Annotated in this window: 12 protein-coding genes; all 12 read right to left on the bottom strand. The window is 65.9% G+C overall.

Annotated elements, in window-relative coordinates:
- Positions 1 to 85: 85 nt before the first annotated feature.
- A complete protein-coding gene (locus tag M1D97_RS04155; RefSeq protein WP_456269487.1) occupies positions 86 to 1,033 on the bottom strand; it encodes a carbohydrate kinase family protein in 948 nt (315 codons plus the stop codon).
- A gap of 101 nt (positions 1,034 to 1,134) precedes the next feature.
- Positions 1,135 to 2,193: an NAD(P)-dependent alcohol dehydrogenase gene (locus M1D97_RS04150; protein ID WP_456269486.1), complete on the bottom strand. Its 1,059-nt coding sequence runs from the start codon at positions 2,191 to 2,193 to the stop codon at positions 1,135 to 1,137.
- A gap of 95 nt (positions 2,194 to 2,288) precedes the next feature.
- A complete protein-coding gene (gene astB, locus M1D97_RS04145) occupies positions 2,289 to 3,656 on the bottom strand; it encodes an N-succinylarginine dihydrolase (protein ID WP_456269485.1) in 1,368 nt (455 codons plus the stop codon).
- Positions 3,657 to 3,668: 12 nt separating this feature from the next.
- The gene (gene astD / locus M1D97_RS04140) at positions 3,669 to 5,186 is read right to left on the bottom strand and encodes a succinylglutamate-semialdehyde dehydrogenase (protein ID WP_456270171.1); all 1,518 of its coding nucleotides are present in this window, start codon (positions 5,184 to 5,186) and stop codon (positions 3,669 to 3,671) included.
- 31 nt (positions 5,187 to 5,217) lie between these two features.
- On the bottom strand, positions 5,218 to 6,279 hold the full coding sequence (astA, locus tag M1D97_RS04135; RefSeq protein ID WP_456269484.1) for an arginine N-succinyltransferase: 1,062 nt from the start codon (positions 6,277 to 6,279) through the stop codon (positions 5,218 to 5,220).
- Positions 6,273 to 7,319, bottom strand: coding sequence for an arginine N-succinyltransferase (locus M1D97_RS04130; RefSeq protein WP_456269483.1), 1,047 nt, complete (start codon positions 7,317 to 7,319; stop codon positions 6,273 to 6,275). Before M1D97_RS04130 ends, astA begins: the two co-directional genes overlap by 7 nt.
- A gap of 13 nt (positions 7,320 to 7,332) precedes the next feature.
- Positions 7,333 to 8,547 (bottom strand): aspartate aminotransferase family protein, encoded by a 1,215-nt coding sequence (locus M1D97_RS04125; protein ID WP_456269482.1) that lies wholly within the window; start codon positions 8,545 to 8,547, stop codon positions 7,333 to 7,335.
- A 151-nt stretch (positions 8,548 to 8,698) separates the two neighbouring features.
- Positions 8,699 to 9,334, bottom strand: coding sequence for a transglutaminase-like cysteine peptidase (locus M1D97_RS04120; RefSeq protein ID WP_456269481.1), 636 nt, complete (start codon positions 9,332 to 9,334; stop codon positions 8,699 to 8,701).
- Between the two features lie 80 nt (positions 9,335 to 9,414).
- Positions 9,415 to 11,340 carry an EAL domain-containing protein gene (locus M1D97_RS04115; protein ID WP_456269480.1) on the bottom strand — a complete coding sequence of 642 codons (1,926 nt, stop codon included), beginning with the start codon at positions 11,338 to 11,340 and terminating at the stop codon, positions 9,415 to 9,417.
- Positions 11,337 to 12,689, bottom strand: coding sequence for a TolC family outer membrane protein (locus tag M1D97_RS04110; protein WP_456269479.1), 1,353 nt, complete (start codon positions 12,687 to 12,689; stop codon positions 11,337 to 11,339). The genes M1D97_RS04115 and M1D97_RS04110 overlap by 4 nt, the downstream gene beginning before the upstream one ends.
- Positions 12,690 to 12,727: 38 nt before the next feature.
- Positions 12,728 to 14,131 (bottom strand): HlyD family type I secretion periplasmic adaptor subunit, encoded by a 1,404-nt coding sequence (locus tag M1D97_RS04105; RefSeq protein WP_456269478.1) that lies wholly within the window; start codon positions 14,129 to 14,131, stop codon positions 12,728 to 12,730.
- A complete protein-coding gene (locus M1D97_RS04100; RefSeq protein WP_456269477.1) occupies positions 14,115 to 16,334 on the bottom strand; it encodes a type I secretion system permease/ATPase in 2,220 nt (739 codons plus the stop codon). Before M1D97_RS04100 ends, M1D97_RS04105 begins: the two co-directional genes overlap by 17 nt.
- Positions 16,335 to 16,425 lie beyond the last annotated feature (91 nt).

The raw sequence follows: 16,425 nt of genomic DNA, 5'->3' as shown, positions 1-16,425 counted from the left end.
CGATCCAGCGCTCGAGCAGCTCGATCTCGCGCTGCCGGGCATCGAGAACATTTCGCTTCTCCGTGACTCACCGTGCCAATGGCGTTCAGGCTGTGGCGATCTCGTGGCGACGCGGCAGGTCCGGCCCGCGCTGCTGGCAGGTATGGGCCGCCGCGTGCATGGCAAATGCGGCCATCTCGCGGCGCTGCGCCGGCGTCAGCTGCCCCGGCCCGTCGGGCGTGGCCAGCCCCTGCTCATCCAGCCAGGCCAGCAGCGCGGCCATGAAACTGTCGCCGGCCCCCACGGCGTCCACCACCGGCACCCTGTCGGCGGCCAGCGACTCACTGCCGTCCGGCGTGAACAGCGTCACGCCCTCACCGCCCCGGGTCATGATCACCAGCGGGCAGCGCTCATCGAGCCAGCCGCGGATCACCTCCTCGGGATTTCTCTCCGGATAGAGCGCGGCCAGGTCCTCATCGCTGATCTTGATCAGGTGGGCGTGCCCGGCGAAGGTGTCGATGCGCTCGCGCCAGCGCGCCACGTCGGGCTCGACCCTGAGACGAATGTTGGGATCCAGCGAAATCAGACAGCGCTCACGCTCGCGCGCCACCAGCGTTTCGAGCGTCTCGCTGGTGGGCGAGACGGCCAGCGCGTAGGAGCCGACGTGAATGGCATGCACGTCATCAAGGGTTGCTGGCAGATGCGCCGTTTCCAGCATGCGATCGGCGCCGCACTGGTTGTAGAAGACGTAGCGCGGCGAGCCGTGCTCATCGAGGGTGACCATGGCCAGCGTGGTGGCGCTGCCGGGGATGTCGACCATGAAGCCGGTATCGACCGATTCGCTTTCGAGCACCGCGCGCAGGCGCTCGCCCAGCGCATCCGGGGCCAGCCCGGTAAAGAAGGCGGCCTGACGCTCGAGCCGCGACAGGCCGATGGCCACATTCATGGGCGAGCCGCCGGCCACGGCCGTGAACGACAGCGATGAAGCGTCCGGAGCCACCTGCCCCGCGTCGGAAAAGAAATCAAACAGGGCCTCACCGCAGACCAGAAACATCGGGCTTCTCCACAACAGTTCGCAAAAAACACCAGCTTAACGCACCCGCGCCCGAACGTCGTGGTCCTCGACGCCGCGGCCGACTTCCCGCGGGCAGTCGCCTACCGCGGATCGTCGCCAGCCACGCGAATCTGCAGCTTGACGTCGGTGGGCCGCGCTTCAACGGCGCGATCAAAGGCCTCGACGCTCTGCTCGAAATCAAAGGTCTCGACAATCAGCGGATTGAGATCGACCTTGCCGGAGGCGATCAGCTCGATGGCGCGGTCATAGACGTTGGCGTAGCGAAAGACCGTCTCGATGCGCACCTCCTTCGTCTGGGCCGCCACCACATCCAGGCTGACCTGCTCGACCGGCATGCCGACCAGCACCATGGCCCCGCCCGGGCGCACGCACGCCAGGGCATCGTCATACACGCGCGGGCTGCCGCTGGCCTCGAACACCACATCGGCGCCCCAGTCGTCGCCGGTCAGTTCGGCAACACGTTCGGTCAGCGACTCGCGGGCGACATTGACGGGGATCATGCCCTCGTAGCCGGCGGCAATCTCGAGCTTGTCATCGACCACATCGGAGATCACCACTCGGCTGGCGCCCGAGGCGAGCGCCGCCAGCGCCACCATCAACCCGATCGGGCCGCAGCCGGTCACCACACAGGTATCGCCCGGCTGCAGCTGCGCCTTGACCACGGCCTGCAGGCCCACCGCGAACGGCTCGACCATCGCGCCCTCGGCGAAGGAAACGCTGTCCGGCAGCTTGAAGGTAAACGCCGCCGGATGGATGACCTCGGGCGTCAGGCAGCCGTGGACCGGCGGTGTGGCCCAGAAGCGCACGGCGGGGTCGACGTTGTACATGCCAAGCTTTGAAGCACGTGATGTCGGATCAGGGATGCCCGGCTCCATGCAGACCCGGTCACCGGGGGCGAGCGTGGTCACCCGGGAGCCGACCTCGGTAACGGTGCCCGAGCCCTCGTGGCCCAGCACCATTGGCTCTTCGACCACAAAGGGGCCGATGCGGCCGTGGGTATAGAAATGGACGTCGCTGCCGCAGATGCCCACGGTGTGCATACTGATGCGCACCTCGTCCGGGCCGACCTCGTCGGGCAGTTCGATCTCGCGCAGTGCCAGCTCGTTCTGACGCTCCAGTACCAGTGCTGTCGCCTTCATGTGATGACCTCCCTGTCGTATCAATGGACTTCCTGCAGTGTCAGTGCCAGCAGGCTCAAGCGCGTTACCACCTTGGTCTTATGAGCCGCAGGGGCCTACGCCACAGCGCCCTCCAGCTGGAAGGGATAGATCGACCCCAGCTTCAAAATCCCCGTGAGTTCATCCAGCGCCGTCAGCGACTCGTGGGCCAGCTGCGGGTCGGCCAGATCCTCCAGCGCCAGGCGGTCGCGATAGTGACGCTCGACCCAGGCGGTGAGATCGCCATACAGCGCGTCATCCAGCATCACCCGCCCGCTCATGGCCTGACGTTCGGCCGCATCAAGCACCACGCGCAGGCGCAGACAGGCCGGGCCGCCGCCGTTTTGCATGCTCTGTTTGACGTCACGCACCACCACCTCGCTGATCGGATTGTTGCCGCCCAGCAGCAGGCTCTGAATCGTCATCCACACCGCCTCATCGCTTTCGCACTCTCCCGGCACCACCAGCGTCATGCTGCCATCGTCCTGACTCAGAAGCTGGGAGTTGAAGAGATAGCTCGCCACTGCCGCCTCCAGCGTAACAGCCTCTTCGGGCACCCGGATGGGAATCAGGGGCTGACCGTCGGCGCGCGCCGCCAGTCGGTCGCGCAGCGCTTCCAGCACCGCCCGCTCATTAAAAAAGGCGCGCTCGTGGTAGAGCAGCACCGGGCCGTTGCCCACACAGATCACATCGTTGTGGAACACGCCGGCATCGATGGCCGCCGGATGCTGCTGGGCAAAGACGGTCTGCTGGTCGCTCAGGCCGTGCTGACGCGCCAGCGCCCGGCACGCTCTGAGCGTCTGGCGCGGGCGGTGGCGCTGCGGGGCGGCCATGGTGTCCGGCGCCGAATCACCATGCACGAACAGATGCACGCCCGGCCCGCCGTGGTCGGCGCACAGCCGGGTATGGTTGGCCGCACCCTCGTCGGAGAACCAGGGCGTGGCGGGCAGCGCCGGGTGGTGGGCAAAGTGTTTTTCGTCAGCAAGGATCGCCGCGAGCGTCCGCGCCGTCTGCTCGGTCTCGATCGAACGGTGCAGCGCCGACTGCAGGTTGGCCGGCGTGACATGCACGCGCGAATCCAGCGTGTCGCGCGAGGGTGTGACGGTGGCAGCGTTGGCCGTCCACATCGCCGCCGCCGAGCAGGCGGCGTACAAAAGCTCCGGCGATTCGCTGCCGACCCGGGGCAGCACCTCCTCCGGCGCGCCGCGATAGCCGAGACGGTGCAACAGCCGCATGTCGGGACGCTGCTGCGGCGGCAGCACCGCCTGGGGAAAGCCGGCATCGCGGGAGGCCTTCATCTTCTCGAGCCCCTGCAGGGCCGCCTCGCGCGGGTTGGCAGTCAGCCCGGCATGGCGTGTCGAGGCCAGATTGCCCTGGGCCAGACCGCCATAGTTGTGTGTCGGCCCGACCAGGCCGTCGAAATTGATCTCGAGCGTCTCACTCATGGTGTTCCCCCCTCATGTCGCCTGCTCGTCCTCCGGCCCCGCCAGCGTGATCCCCGGCGGCAGCTGATCCGGCAGCACCAGGGTGTCGCTTTCCATCGAGGACACCGGCCAGGCACAGTAGTCCGCGGCGTACCAGGCGCCGGGGCGATGATTGCCGCTGGCGCCCACGCCGCCAAAGGGCGCATCGCTGGCCGCGCCAGTGGTCTGGCGGTTCCAGTTGACGATGCCGGCGCGGATGCGCAGCACGAAGTCCTCCCAGATCTCCGCCGTGCCGCCGATCAGCCCGGCGGCGAGGCCAAAGCGGGTATTGTTGGCCTCCTCGATGGCGACTTCCCAGTCGCGATAACGGGTTACTTTCAACAGTGGACCGAAGTACTCCTCGTCCGGTACCTCGAGACCGGTCACATCGATCAGCCCCGGCGACACCAGGCTGGTGCCCTCCTTCACCGGCGCCATGCGTGACAGTACCCGCCCGCCCATCGCCTCGAGCTGCTGCTGGGCATCAAGCATCTTCTGCGCCGCCGCGGGCGACACCAGACCGCTGTAGAAGGGCTCCTGCTCGCCGTGCCCATCCAGCCCGTCAAACTGCGGCCCGACCACCAGGGTGGCCAGGCTCCGGCGCAGGGCCTCGATCAGTCGGTCGCCCTGATCGCCCTCGGGCACCAGCAGGCGGCGGGCGCAGGTACAGCGCTGGCCGCCGGAGAGATAGGCCGACTGCACGATGGTCAGCACCGCCGCCTCGAGATCTGCCGGCACGTCATGGACCAGCAGCGGATTATTGCCCCCCAGCTCCAGCGCCAGCATCGTCTCCGGCCGCCCGCCCAGCCCCTCGTGCAGGCGTCGGCCGGTGCCTTCGCTGCCGGTAAAGAGCAGCCCGTCGATGCCGGTGTGCCCGGCCAGCGCCTGCCCGGTGTCGACCCCGCCCTGCACCAGATTGATCACGCCCGGCGGCAGCCCGGCCTCCTGCCAGCAGGTGAGCACCAGATCGGCCGTGGCCGGGGTCAGTTCGCTGGGCTTGAACACCACCGTATTGCCGGCCAGCAGCGCCGGCACGATATGGCCGTTGGGCAGATGGCCGGGGAAGTTGTACGGCCCGAACACCGCCATGACGCCGTGCGGGCGGTGGCGCACCACGGCGCGCACGCCGGCGTTGTCCCGCATCCGGGTGGGCGTGCGCTCGTGCCAGGCGGCGATGGAGATGGCAATCTTGCCGATCATGGCCTGCACCTCGGTGCCGGCCTCCCAGCGCGGCTTGCCGGTCTCCCGGGCGATGGTATCGGCCAGCCCATTGCGATGGTGTTCGAGACGCTCGCGAAAGGCTTCCAGCAGCGCGATACGCGTCTCGACGGGCGCCCGCGCCCAGTCGGGAAAGGCGGCGCGGGCGGCGGCGATGGCGCGATCCACCTGTGGGGCACTGGCGCCATATCCTTGCCAGAGTCGCTCACCGCTGACCGGGTCGTGCTTGTCAAACGCCTCGCCCTCGCCGGGCGTCCACTCTCCCCCCACCAACAGCTGTTGCGTGATCTCGATCGTCATCTCGTCCTCCGTGCCCATGGTGCGCTCAGGTGGCCAGCAGCCTGAGCGTGTCTCCTTCCTCGACGTTCAGCCGCTGCGCCTCGTCACTGCTCAGGACAATCACGCCCGCCTGCGGGCCGCGCCCGACCCAGCCGGCACGAAAGTCAACGGCTGCGCCGGTGGTGGCCGCCAGCCAGCCGGGTCGCTCGTCCTGCTCAAGGTTGGTGCCGATAACGACCCGGGCCGTATGGCTGTCACGAATCGAGCGCACATCATCAATGTAGGCCTCCACGGTCGGGCCGCCGTCAAAGATGTCGATGTAGCCCTCGAAACGCAGCCCGTCGCGGTTGAGCATCGCCAGCGCCGGGCGGGTCTGGGTATGCACCTGACCGATGCAGTCGCGCGCCGCCGGCGGCAGAAAGGAGGTGCAGATCGGGTGACGCGGCATCATCTCGCCAATGAAGCCCTTCTCGCCCATGCCGGTGAGATGATCGGCGCGCTGAAACTCGATGGGCAGAAACTTCTGGCCCAGCGCCTCCCAGAACGGGCTTTTGCCATCGTCGTCAAAGCGACCGCGCATCTCGGCCAGCACCCGCTCCGGAAAGCGTTCGCGAAAGCCCGCCATGAACAGCCAGCGCGCCCGGGACAGCAACGTGCCGTTGCGCATGGGCCGCTGCGCCTCGCCGCGCCAGCGCTGGCGCAGATAGAGCGAGCAGACCTCGGCGGAGCCGGTGTGATCGGAGCACAAAAAGAGCGTGTCCAGCGTGCGGTGCAGCTCCAGATGGCTGGACGAGTGCGCCAGCTGCCCGATGCGGTAGTGGTAAAACGGCCCCTCGAGCCCGACACGCGCCTCGATGGCGCAGCAGCCGGCCAGCCGTTCGGCGCTGCCGGCCGGCTGACTGTCATCCTCGAGCACAAAGAAGTAGAGCGCCGCCTCGGGCGCGGCGCCTGACGAATCGGGCGGGTGCTGGAAGCTCTCGCGGGCGTGAGCGATCTTGTCGATCAGAAAGTCACGGCTGTTCGGCAGGGACGTGAAGCCGGGGCCGGTCTCGACGGCGATCGCCTGCAGGGCATCAATGTCGCCGGCCTCGATGGGTCGAATCAGCATGACAGTCCCTCCGTCTCGCCGGCCTGTCCCATGGGAAGCACCAGCACGGGCTCGTCGGCCGCCACTGGCAGCGCTCGGGCGCTGTCAGCATCCAGCACGCACTGGCCGCGATCGTTGATGGTTTTCGAAACGACCCGCGCTCTGAAATCACCCGTGCGCTGGCTGGCGACCAGTAGCGCTTCAGCACAGGCGCCGTCTGCGGCTGTCTCGTTGATCTGGACGGTCAGCCACCGGCCGCGGGGCAGATGATCGCGCGACGCCGCCAGTAGCGGGCCGCCATCGAGCAGGTCGACGTGACGCGACAGGGTAAATCCCTGCTGCTGCCAGGCGCTCAGCGCATTGGCGTGATTGTCGCCGACCCGTCCGATTGCCCGGCGCGCCTGATCATCCAGCAGCGGCAGGTAGAGCGGAAACGGCGGCATCACCTCGCCGATAAAGCTTCTCGACCCCAGGCTGGCTGCGCGGTGGATCTCGTCAAAGTCGCGCGAGAAGAAATGGCGCCCCACGCCGTCCCAGAACGGCGTGCGACCGGCCTCGCGATAGCCCGACAGCGCCACGAACACCGTCGGGGCAAAGCGCTCCGGAAACCGGGCAATCAGGGCGAGACGCGCCGCGCGCAGCAGCTGCCGGGCCTGATCGGCGCAGGGATGGTCGGTGGTCGCCAGCGCGCACAGCAGCGAGGCGTGCGACATCTCGTGCGAGATGGAGAGAATATCCACCTCGCGACGCACGTCGAGCTGCTGCGAGGCGTGAATCAGTGTCTCGCGGCGGTAGGTGTAATAGGCCTCGCGAGCGCCTGCCTGCGCCTTGACCGTGGCCGTGGCGACGATCTCGCCATCATCGGTCTCGGCCACCAGCACATACTGCTCGTCGCCGGGACGCTCGATGGTGGCGGCCAGCGCCGCCCGGCTCGAGGCCAGGCGAGCGGTGAGGCGTTCACGATCGGCCGGCAGATTGGTCAGCGCCGGGGTGGCCGTTTCCGCCATGGCCATGATGGCGTCAATATCGGCGGTCGTGGCACTGCGTGCAATCAGTGACATGCCAGCGCCTCCGTCAGCTATTGGCCACCACCGTCGCCAGCGCGCGATCCAGACACGCCATGCCCGCATCGATCACTTCCGGCTCGATGACCAGCGACGGCGCAAAGCGCAGCACGTTGGGCCCGGCCACCAGCATCATCAGGCCCTCTTCGGTGGCCGCCGCCAGCACCTCACGGCCGCGCTCGCCGAAGGAGGGCTTGAACTCGGCGCCCAGCAGCAATCCCATGCCGCGAATCTCGCTGAAGCAGTCGTATTTCTCGTTGAGCCGTTCCAGATGCTCGCGAAACCGCTGCGAGCGCGTTTCCACGCCCTTGAGCACCTCGGGCGAGCCGATGGTTTCCACCGCTGCCAGCGCCACCGCCGCGCCCAGTGGATTGCCACCGTAGGTCGAGCCATGGGTGCCGACCACAAAGACACGCGCGATCTCATCGGTGGTCATCATCGCCCCCATCGGGAAACCGCCGCCCAGTGCCTTGGCCGAGGTCAGAATGTCGGGGGTGACGTTGTAATGCATGTAGGCATAGAACTGACCGCTGCGTCCGACGCCGCACTGCACTTCATCGAAGATCAGCAGCGCCTTGTGCTCGTCACAGAGCGTGCGCAGGCCTTCGAGAAATTCGGGGGTGGCCGGCGTCACACCGCCCTCGCCCTGCATCGGCTCGACGATGACCGCGCAGGTGTCGTCGTTGATCAGCTCGCGGGCGCTCTCCAGGTCGTTATAGGTGCCGTGCACAATGCCGCCGGGGACCGGACCAAAGCCCTGGGAGTATTTGGGCTGGCCGCCGACGCTGACGGTAAAGAAGGTGCGGCCGTGAAAGGACTGGCGGAAGGAGACAATACGGTGTTTGCGTTCACCCGCGGTGTCGTGGGCGTAGCGCCGCGCCAGCTTGAGCGCGGCCTCATTGGCTTCGGCGCCCGAGGAGCACAGAAAGACCTTGTCGGCGAAGGTCTTCTCGACCAGCGTGCGGGCCAGCTTCAGCGCAGGCTCGTTAGTGTAGACGTTGGAGAGATGCCAGACCTTCTCGCTCTGGGCCTTCAGGGCCTCCACCAGTGCCGGATGGCAGTGCCCCAGCGCATTGACCGCGATACCGCCGGCGAAATCGATGTATTCACGACCTTCCTGGTCCCACAGGCGGCTCCCCTCGCCGCGCACCGGTATCACCTTCTGGGGTGAATAATTGGGCAGCATGTACTGATCAAAGGCTTCGCGGGTGGGGGTCCAGCTCATGACGGGTCTCCATTGACGAACATATCAGGCGACGGGGCGTCGCCGACAGACACATCAGTATACGCAGAGGAGACCGGCAAAAGGCAGGGGGCAGGCGTGATCCGGGCAGTCGTGATTCATGATATGCCCCCATCCCGACTTTATCGACGGGTCAGGGCCTTTGCATGACGCCGCCTCGCACGCGTCGCTGCCAGTCCTCCCAGCGGCTCAGGCGGCTGGCATCACCCACCGGCGCGTCCTGACCCGAGGCGGTGGCGGTCCAGAGGCTGCTGCCGTTGAAGCTGTAGATGGGCACCAGATCCCCACGGGAGGCGGCCGGCACGATGCGCTTGTCGATGTTGTCCAGGATGACCGGCATCTGCCGCGGGTCAGCCGCCCAGGAGAGCACCATGTGGAACTGGTCGTAGGGCACGTACTTGACGTAGTGCAAACGCATCTGCTCATCGGGCACACCCAGCTCGCGCAGGGTCAGGTACTTGGCCAGCGCAAACTCCTCGCAGTCGCCGCGTCCGCCCCCCAGAAATTCGATCGGCGTGGCCCAGTAGTCCTCGACATGCCAGACGTCGATATCATCGACAAAGTCCAGCTGATTGAAGAAGTCGTTGACCCCGGCCAGCCGGGCCGCCACCGGCTGCCCCCTGAGCCGCGTGATCAGCGCCTGCCAGCGCTGCACCCGGGCAGCCCCATCGGCGCCGTACTGGCCGGCAATGACGGAAGGCGCAGGAATGGAGGCGCTCGAGAGCATGCCGGCCGGGGCCGGCAGGGCCATCACCAGCAGTACTGTCATGCCCCACCGGCACCATCGCCCCATCATCATCGGACCTTTCCTGTCAGAAGACCATGCTGGTTGATCGGCAAACGACGCTCTTAATGAGTATCGGGGGCCAGAGCCACGGCCGGCGACAGATACCCCTGATAGCCGTCGGCACCGATCTCGGTGACCCTCGCACGCTGCGCCTCGGACTCGACGCGCGTCACGATCACCAGCGCCTCGATCTGATGGGCGGCCATGCACAGGCTGTGCAGGAACTCGTTGTCCACATCGTCACGTACAAAAAAGGTCTGATCGATCTTGACGTAATCCGGACGCAGCTTCCCCAGTACCGGCAGCGAGTTCAGGTCGCGGGCGAAGCGGTCGACACCGACGCGCACGTCCAGCGTGGCGGCCTTTCTGAACAGGCGCTGCACGTTGGCGCCATGTCGCAGGACACTCTCCTCGGTGACCTCGAGATCCAGTTGCCCGGCCAGCCCCGGATGCGCGGTCAGCCAATCGATCAGGGCATCAACTTCGGCGTCGCTGCCGATGAGATCCGAGGTCAGGTTCAATGCCAGGCGACAGCCGATGTTGTGACCGTGACGACTCAGCCAGTCCAGCACATAGCGGTCCAGCTGCGCGCCGATACCGAAGTGACGGGCAATGGGCAGAAAGCTCGACGCCGGATGCAGCTCGTCTCCTTCCTGCAGACGCATGAAGAGTTCCCGATGCAACTCCTGACCGTCATTGAGCAGCACCGGCTGCGCTACAAAAGTGGCCTGGTGACCGGCCAGCGCCCGGTCGATGACCGTGCGCCATTCGCCACGACTGCGCTCGTGGTGGACGGCGTCGCGCGGCGAGATGTACCAGCGCTGGCCGGTTTCGATGGCCTCGCGCAGGGCGCTGTCGGCTCTGGAGAGCATTGTGACCCGCTGCAGGCCCGGTTCACGCAGTACCACCCCGGCACGGGCATGATGGGCGCGCTCTTCACCGAGCGGATTAACGTCGACAATGTCATCGATGCGATCCAGCAGGGTCAGCAACAGCTCGTCACGATGAGCGTCGCCGGCATCCGGTACGATCAGGGCAAACTCTTCGGCCGACAGCCGGGCCGCCTCAATGGCATTGCCCTGCACGCTCATGCTCGACAGATAATTGCCGATGGCGCGAATGGCGTTGTCCCGCTTTTCGAAACCGTCACGGCGATAGATCTCGCTGAGATGATCAACGCGCAGAATCATCAGTGAGCCGCTCTCCGGCGCCGCCAGCCACTCATCAAGAGTACGGGTGAGATAGGCCCGGTTGCCCAGTTTCGACACCGCGTCCTGCTCGGCCATGCGCTGCAGGCGAATGACCTGCGCCGTCTGCGCCTCGAACTGATCGTTGAGTCGCGCACTGAGGCGATTGACCGCCTCGGTGATGCCCTGGAGCTCGCGAACGCGGGTCGACTCGATCGGGCGGGCATAGCCTTCAATCTGCAGGGTTTCGAGGTAATCGGAAAGACGGTCCAGCGGCGTCAAAAGCCGTCGGAACCCCAGTGCGCAGAGGGCCAGCGTCAGCACCATGCCGATGGCCAGCCAGAGCAGCATATTCAGGCCGAGCTTCCAGAGCTGGTCATAGGGCAGCGAGTTGTCCGCCTCGAGCATGATAGTGCCCAGCCGCGACCAGCCACCGGAGATGTCACGCTGGCTGGCCAGCTGCGGCAGCGCGATCAGCGACTGAAACCAGCCCGGCGCCTGCGTGGTGCCGACATTTTGCACCACCATGGGCTCATCCAGACCCACCGCCTCGAGCCGCAGCGTACTGACGAAGCTGCCGTCCGAAGTGGCCTGCATCAGCATTCGGGCGCTGGTCCAGTCTTCCTGCTGGATAAACGGTGCCAGCGCCAGACTCAGCCCCTGGGTCATGTTGGCCGTTTCGATGCGCTGACTGTCCAGCAGCGACTGACGCGCGTGCTGTACGTTGATGACGAAGATCCCGATCGCAAAGAGCAGCAGCAGCCCGGCGACGCCGGCCACAAGTCGATGAAAGAGACTCATGATTTCCCTCCCGGTGCCATGTCTGCCACGCCCAGCAGTCGATTACCATCAACATCGCCCTGATTCACGCGTACCTGAAGGGTGTCGAGCAGATGACCGGTCACCGCCAGCAGGCGATAGCGCGCGCGTATCAGCGCAAAACGCGCCTGCAGCTGATCCTGCTGAGCCCCGTAGAGTTCGGTTTCGCTGTCCAGTACGTCCAGCAGGGTGCGCCGGCCGATATCGAACTGCTTGCGGTAGTTGACCCGGGTCTGCTCGCTGGCCTCGACATGTCGCGCCAGCCAGGGCAGTTGACTGGTCACGTAGTCGCGGGCGTTCCAGGCCAGACGCAGCTCGTCACGCACATCGCGCAGGGCGCGGTCGCTGTCGTACTGCACGGCCTCCAGCGAATGCTGGCGAGCGCGCAGCTGAGCCATATCGCTGCCACCGCGATAAAGGTTCCACGACATCACCAGTTCGGCATTCCAGTCGTTGGCCCGACTGCCCTCGAAGTCATAATCCCGGCTGGCCATCCGGCTGGCCTGAAATCGCAGCTCGGGTAGAAAGTCGCTGCGCTCGGCACCGATCTCGTGGCCGGCCGCCGTGACCGAGTGGCGTGCCGCCAGCACAATGGGATTGTTGTCGGTGGCCATGGCCAGCGCCCGCTCGAGATCATCGGGAACAGGCGCGAGATCCACCTCCCCGGGCATCATCAGGTCACGCGGTGGCGCGCCGACCAGGCGCACAAAGGCGGAGATGGCGTCCTCGTGATTGTTATACGCCGCAATCAGGCTGGAGCGGGCCCGGGCCAGCCGTCCGTCCACCTGGCTGGTGTCGGTGGCCGTACCGGCCCCCAGCTCGCTGCGGCGACGAATATCGGCGGCAATGCTTTGATGGGTATCGACATTGCGCTCGGCCAGCGCCACAAGCCGTTGGGTCTGCAACACATCCAGATAGCTCTCGATGGTCGCAAGCCCGACCCGGTTGGCTGCGGCTGCCACCTCCCAGCGCTGATAGTCGACCTGACTATCGGCATTGCGCACCCGCTCGAGTGTACGGTTGTTGTCCCAGATCATCTGGGACAGCGTGATGGAGCCGCGGCGATAGCCGTGCGCATCACTCGAGCGGTCGATGCCGTTGACCTCGCTTTCATTACGCCCCCGTCCGACACGCGCCTCGAGATCCACCGACGGCAGCCAGGCGCCCCGCTGTGCGCGGGCATCTTCCCGAAACTGCTCATAACGCGCGATTTCGGTGCGCGTTATGGGGTTTTCCATGATGGCCTGCGTCACGGCCTCATCGAGCGACTGTGCCTGCGCCGCGCCGGCCAGTGAGAGCGCCCAGAGTCCGGCCCACCACGTTTTCATCATGCCCGCTGATCCCTTTGTCATTGTCGATGTCACCGCCCTCAGCGTTCACGCAGGGCGCCCTGCTGCGCGCGCAGAATCGGCTTGAGCAGATACTGCAGGATGGTCTGATCCCCCGTGATGACATCCACGCTGGCCTGCATGCCGGGAATGATGGTCATCGGGTTGCTGTCGCTGCCCAGGTGGTTTTGATCGGTCACCACCGTTACCTCATAAAAACTGTTGCCCTTGTCGTCCTGCACCGTGTCCGGGCTGATGCGCTGGACCGTGCCCTGAAGCCCGCCGTAGATGGTGAAGTCATAGGCCGAGAGCTTGACCGTGGCCGGCAGCCCCGGGCGTATGAAGCCGATGTCCCGCGGCGGGATACGCACATCGATCTGCAGCTGATCCTCGAGGGGCACGATCTCCATCAGGCTCGCGCCGGGCTCGATGACGCCGCCTACGGTGGTCACGTTGATGGTGCGCACACTGCCCTGCACCGGCGAGGTCACCAGTGTTCTGTCCAGCCGGTCCTGCAGGCTGACGCGTCCCTGCTGCTGACTCTCCAGTCGGCTGCGGGCCTCGCTCAGGGCATCGGCACTGCGCACCCGGAACTGGGCCGCCACGTCGCGGCGGCGGCTGATGGCTTCCTGCCGCTCGGACTGCTTGGACGGGATCGACAGGCGCGCTGACTCGAGCTCTCCGCGCAGGTCGTTGACCTGACGCTGCTGCTCCAGCAGATCCACCCGCGAGACCACGCCTTCCTGGACCAGCGGGGAGGTAATCGCCAGCTGCTGGCTGGCCAGCTTATAGCTGCGCGACAGGCTGGCCACCCGGGCACGCAGCTCGCTGAGCTCCTGATTGCGCTGATTGATTTGATCGCGGGCCTGATCCAGCTGCGTGCGCAGCCCATTGATACGCTCGCGGTAGCTTTCTTCTGCCGTGGCGGCCAGCACCGGATTGTTTGAACGAAACGCGTCATCAAATTCGGGCGGGTTTGTACTGGTCACGACCTGATCCTGCCAGCTGTCGGCGTCGGCGTTGATGGTCACCGACGACAGTTCGGCCTGGTACTGGGCAATGATCGATTGCAGCCCCGCAAGCGTTGACTCGCGCTCGGCGAGATCGGAACTGGCGCGGGTCGGGTCGATCCGCGCCAGCGGCTGGCCGGGTTCGACGATATCGCCCTGACGCACGTAGAGCTCGCGCACGATGCCGCCTTCCAGGTTCTGGATGGTCTGCAGCCGGGTTGAAGGCACGACCTGGCCGGTGCCGCGGGTGACGATCTCGACATGGGCCAGCGCCGCCCAGGTGATAAAGGCGCCCAGCACCGCCAGCAGCACCCACAGGAGAATACGCGAGCGCCAGGGCGTGGCCAGCAGCATCGCCGCACTGGCATCGTCGGCCAGTTCCAGCTCGTGGCTGCCCGGACGCGGCCAGCGTTTTTGCCTAGCCAGTCGTGCCATGACGCACCTCCGCATCCGCACTGGCCGCTGCCGGCCCCGGTCCTGTCCCCGGGGCGTGCACGCGGCCTTCATTGAGCGCCTTGAGCACGCTGGCCTTGGGGCCATCGGCGATGACCCGCCCCTGATCGAGCACGATCAGGCGATCCACGACTTCCAGCATCGCGCTCTTGTGGGTCACCAGCACCACGCTCTGGCTGCGCGGCATCTCCATCAGCACGCGGCGCAGTCTCGCCTCGGCGCGGTTGTCCAGATGCGCACCCGGTTCGTCGAGCAGCAGCAGCGGGGCGTGAGTCAAAAGCGCCCGCGCCATCAGCACCGACTGGCGCTGACCGCTGGACAAAAGCCGGCCGCCCTCGCCCACCTGGCGGTCCAGTCCGTCCGGGTCATGACGGGTAAACTCGGCCACGCCGGCAACGTCGGCGGCGCGCTGGATGGCCTCGTCGCTGGCATGGGGCTGCCCCAGGGTGATGTTGTCGCGGATGGAGCCGAAAAACAGCGCACTGTCCTGGCCGGCATGGCCGATATGGCGCCGCACATCAGCCGGATGAAGCTGATTGATATCCAGCCCGTCGATGCGCAGGCTACCGCTGGTGGCGCGGTAAAGGCCGGTCATCATGCGCTGCAGGGTGCTCTTGCCGGCCCCCATGCGCCCGATGATGCCTACCCGCTCGCCCGGCTCGATGGTCAGCGACACGTCATGCAGGATCTCGGGCGATTCGGGCGAGTAGCGAAAGCCGACGTGATCGAACTCGATGCGCATGTTGAGCCGGTCGCGGTGGACGTAGTTCCTGCCCTCCTCCACTTCCTCGGGCATCTGCATGATCTGATCGATGGCGGCCATGGCGCTGCGGGTCTGGCCCAGCCGTGTGATGAGCAGCGCCATCTGCGCCAGCGGTTGCAGCGCCCGGCCGGTCAGCATGACAGCGGCAATCAACGCCCCCATGGAGAGCTGCGCGTCACCGATCAGGTAGACGCCATAAATCACCAGCGCCACGGTGGCCAGCTGGTTGACGCTCATGGTGAGCGATGACACGGAGGTAGAGAGATTGCGGCTTCTGACACCCCACCTGGCGATCTCGCCGACAGCACGTTCGTAGCGGCGCTGGGTTTCCCCCTGGGCGTTGGCCAGCTTCAGGCTCTCGAGCCCGGCCACGCTCTCCACCAGCCGGGCGTGCTTTTCGGTCGCCAGTCGCGACCCCAGCTCGATCGAGCGCTTCATGGGCCACTGGATCAGGATGCTGTAGCCGATGAGTATCAGCAGCGCAACGATGGGCACCCACACCAGCGGGCCGCCGACGATCCAGATCACTACCAGAAAAAAGATGGCAAAGGGCATGTCGACCACGGTGGTCATGGTCATGGAGGTAAAGAAGTCGCGAACCGAATCGAACTCCTGCAGGTTTCTGACGAAGGCACCGACCGACACGGGTCGGGCGTCCATGCGAAGGTTCATGACCTTGGCAAAGATCTTCGACGAGAGCAGCACCTCTGACTTGCGCCCGGCGGTATCGAGGAAAAAGGCCCGCACCTGACGCACCAGCAGATCGAACGCCACGATAATGCCCATGCCGCTGGCCAGTACCCAGAGCGTACTGAGCGCCATGTTGGGTACCACCTTGTCATAGACATTCATGGTGAACAGCGGCGCGGCCAGCGCAAACAGATTGATCAAAAGCGAGGCGATCAGGACATCGCGATAGATGGGCGTGGAGAGTTTCAGCGTCGACCAGAACCAGTGCCCTTCGGCCAGCTTGACGGTTTCCGGGGCACGCTCGTCGAAGCGGTGTTCACGACGGATATAGACGACCTGACCGGTCGCCTCCTCACACAGGCTATCCATGGGGATCTCCTGGGTGCCATCGGCTTCGGGCAGATAGATGGTGGCGCTCTGGCGGTCGCTGTCACGCGACAGCATGATCGCCGCCCGACGCCCTTTCAGAATCACGATGCAGGGCAGCAGAATGTCGGCCACGCGATCGGGGCGCTGACTGACCAGTTTTGCAGACAGACCGGCACGATGGGCCGCTCGCGGCAAAAGCGACAGCGTCAGCCGGCCGTCATCCAGCGGCAGTCCTGCACTGATGGCCTCGCCCGAGCGGGGTTCGCCATGGTAGCGGGAGAGAAAGACCAGCGATTGCAGCAGCGGATCGCTCTCCTTGTCGCCAACGGGGTCCGGTCGAAGTGGTGTCGGTTCTTCTGCCAAGCTGCTGCCCCTTTTCTGATTCGCTGATCCTCAACACTGGTCACGCCCATCATGTGATACGGGCGCGGTCAATCGCGCCCGTGTCTTATTG

It is taken from the genome of Kushneria sp. AK178 (assembly GCF_053903105.1).
The sequence above is the reverse complement of the archived record's forward strand: the minus strand, read 5'-3'. Positions and strand labels throughout refer to the sequence as shown.

What these genes read in the sequence shown, in the direction of transcription:
- M1D97_RS04155 (WP_456269487.1), bottom strand. Translation starts at nt 1,033, where the DNA reads ATGTTTCTGGTCTGCGGTGAGGCCCTGTTTGATTTCTTTTCCGACGCG.
- M1D97_RS04150 (WP_456269486.1), bottom strand. Translation starts at nt 2,193, where the DNA reads ATGAAGGCGACAGCACTGGTACTGGAGCGTCAGAACGAGCTGGCACTG.
- astB (WP_456269485.1), bottom strand. Translation starts at nt 3,656, where the DNA reads ATGAGTGAGACGCTCGAGATCAATTTCGACGGCCTGGTCGGGCCGACA.
- astA (WP_456269484.1), bottom strand. Translation starts at nt 6,279, where the DNA reads ATGCTGATTCGACCCATCGAGGCCGGCGACATTGATGCCCTGCAGGCG.
- M1D97_RS04130 (WP_456269483.1), bottom strand. Translation starts at nt 7,319, where the DNA reads ATGTCACTGATTGCACGCAGTGCCACGACCGCCGATATTGACGCCATC.
- M1D97_RS04125 (WP_456269482.1), bottom strand. Translation starts at nt 8,547, where the DNA reads ATGAGCTGGACCCCCACCCGCGAAGCCTTTGATCAGTACATGCTGCCC.
- M1D97_RS04120 (WP_456269481.1), bottom strand. Translation starts at nt 9,334, where the DNA reads ATGACAGTACTGCTGGTGATGGCCCTGCCGGCCCCGGCCGGCATGCTC.
- M1D97_RS04115 (WP_456269480.1), bottom strand. Translation starts at nt 11,340, where the DNA reads ATGAGTCTCTTTCATCGACTTGTGGCCGGCGTCGCCGGGCTGCTGCTG.
- M1D97_RS04110 (WP_456269479.1), bottom strand. Translation starts at nt 12,689, where the DNA reads ATGATGAAAACGTGGTGGGCCGGACTCTGGGCGCTCTCACTGGCCGGC.
- M1D97_RS04105 (WP_456269478.1), bottom strand. Translation starts at nt 14,131, where the DNA reads ATGGCACGACTGGCTAGGCAAAAACGCTGGCCGCGTCCGGGCAGCCAC.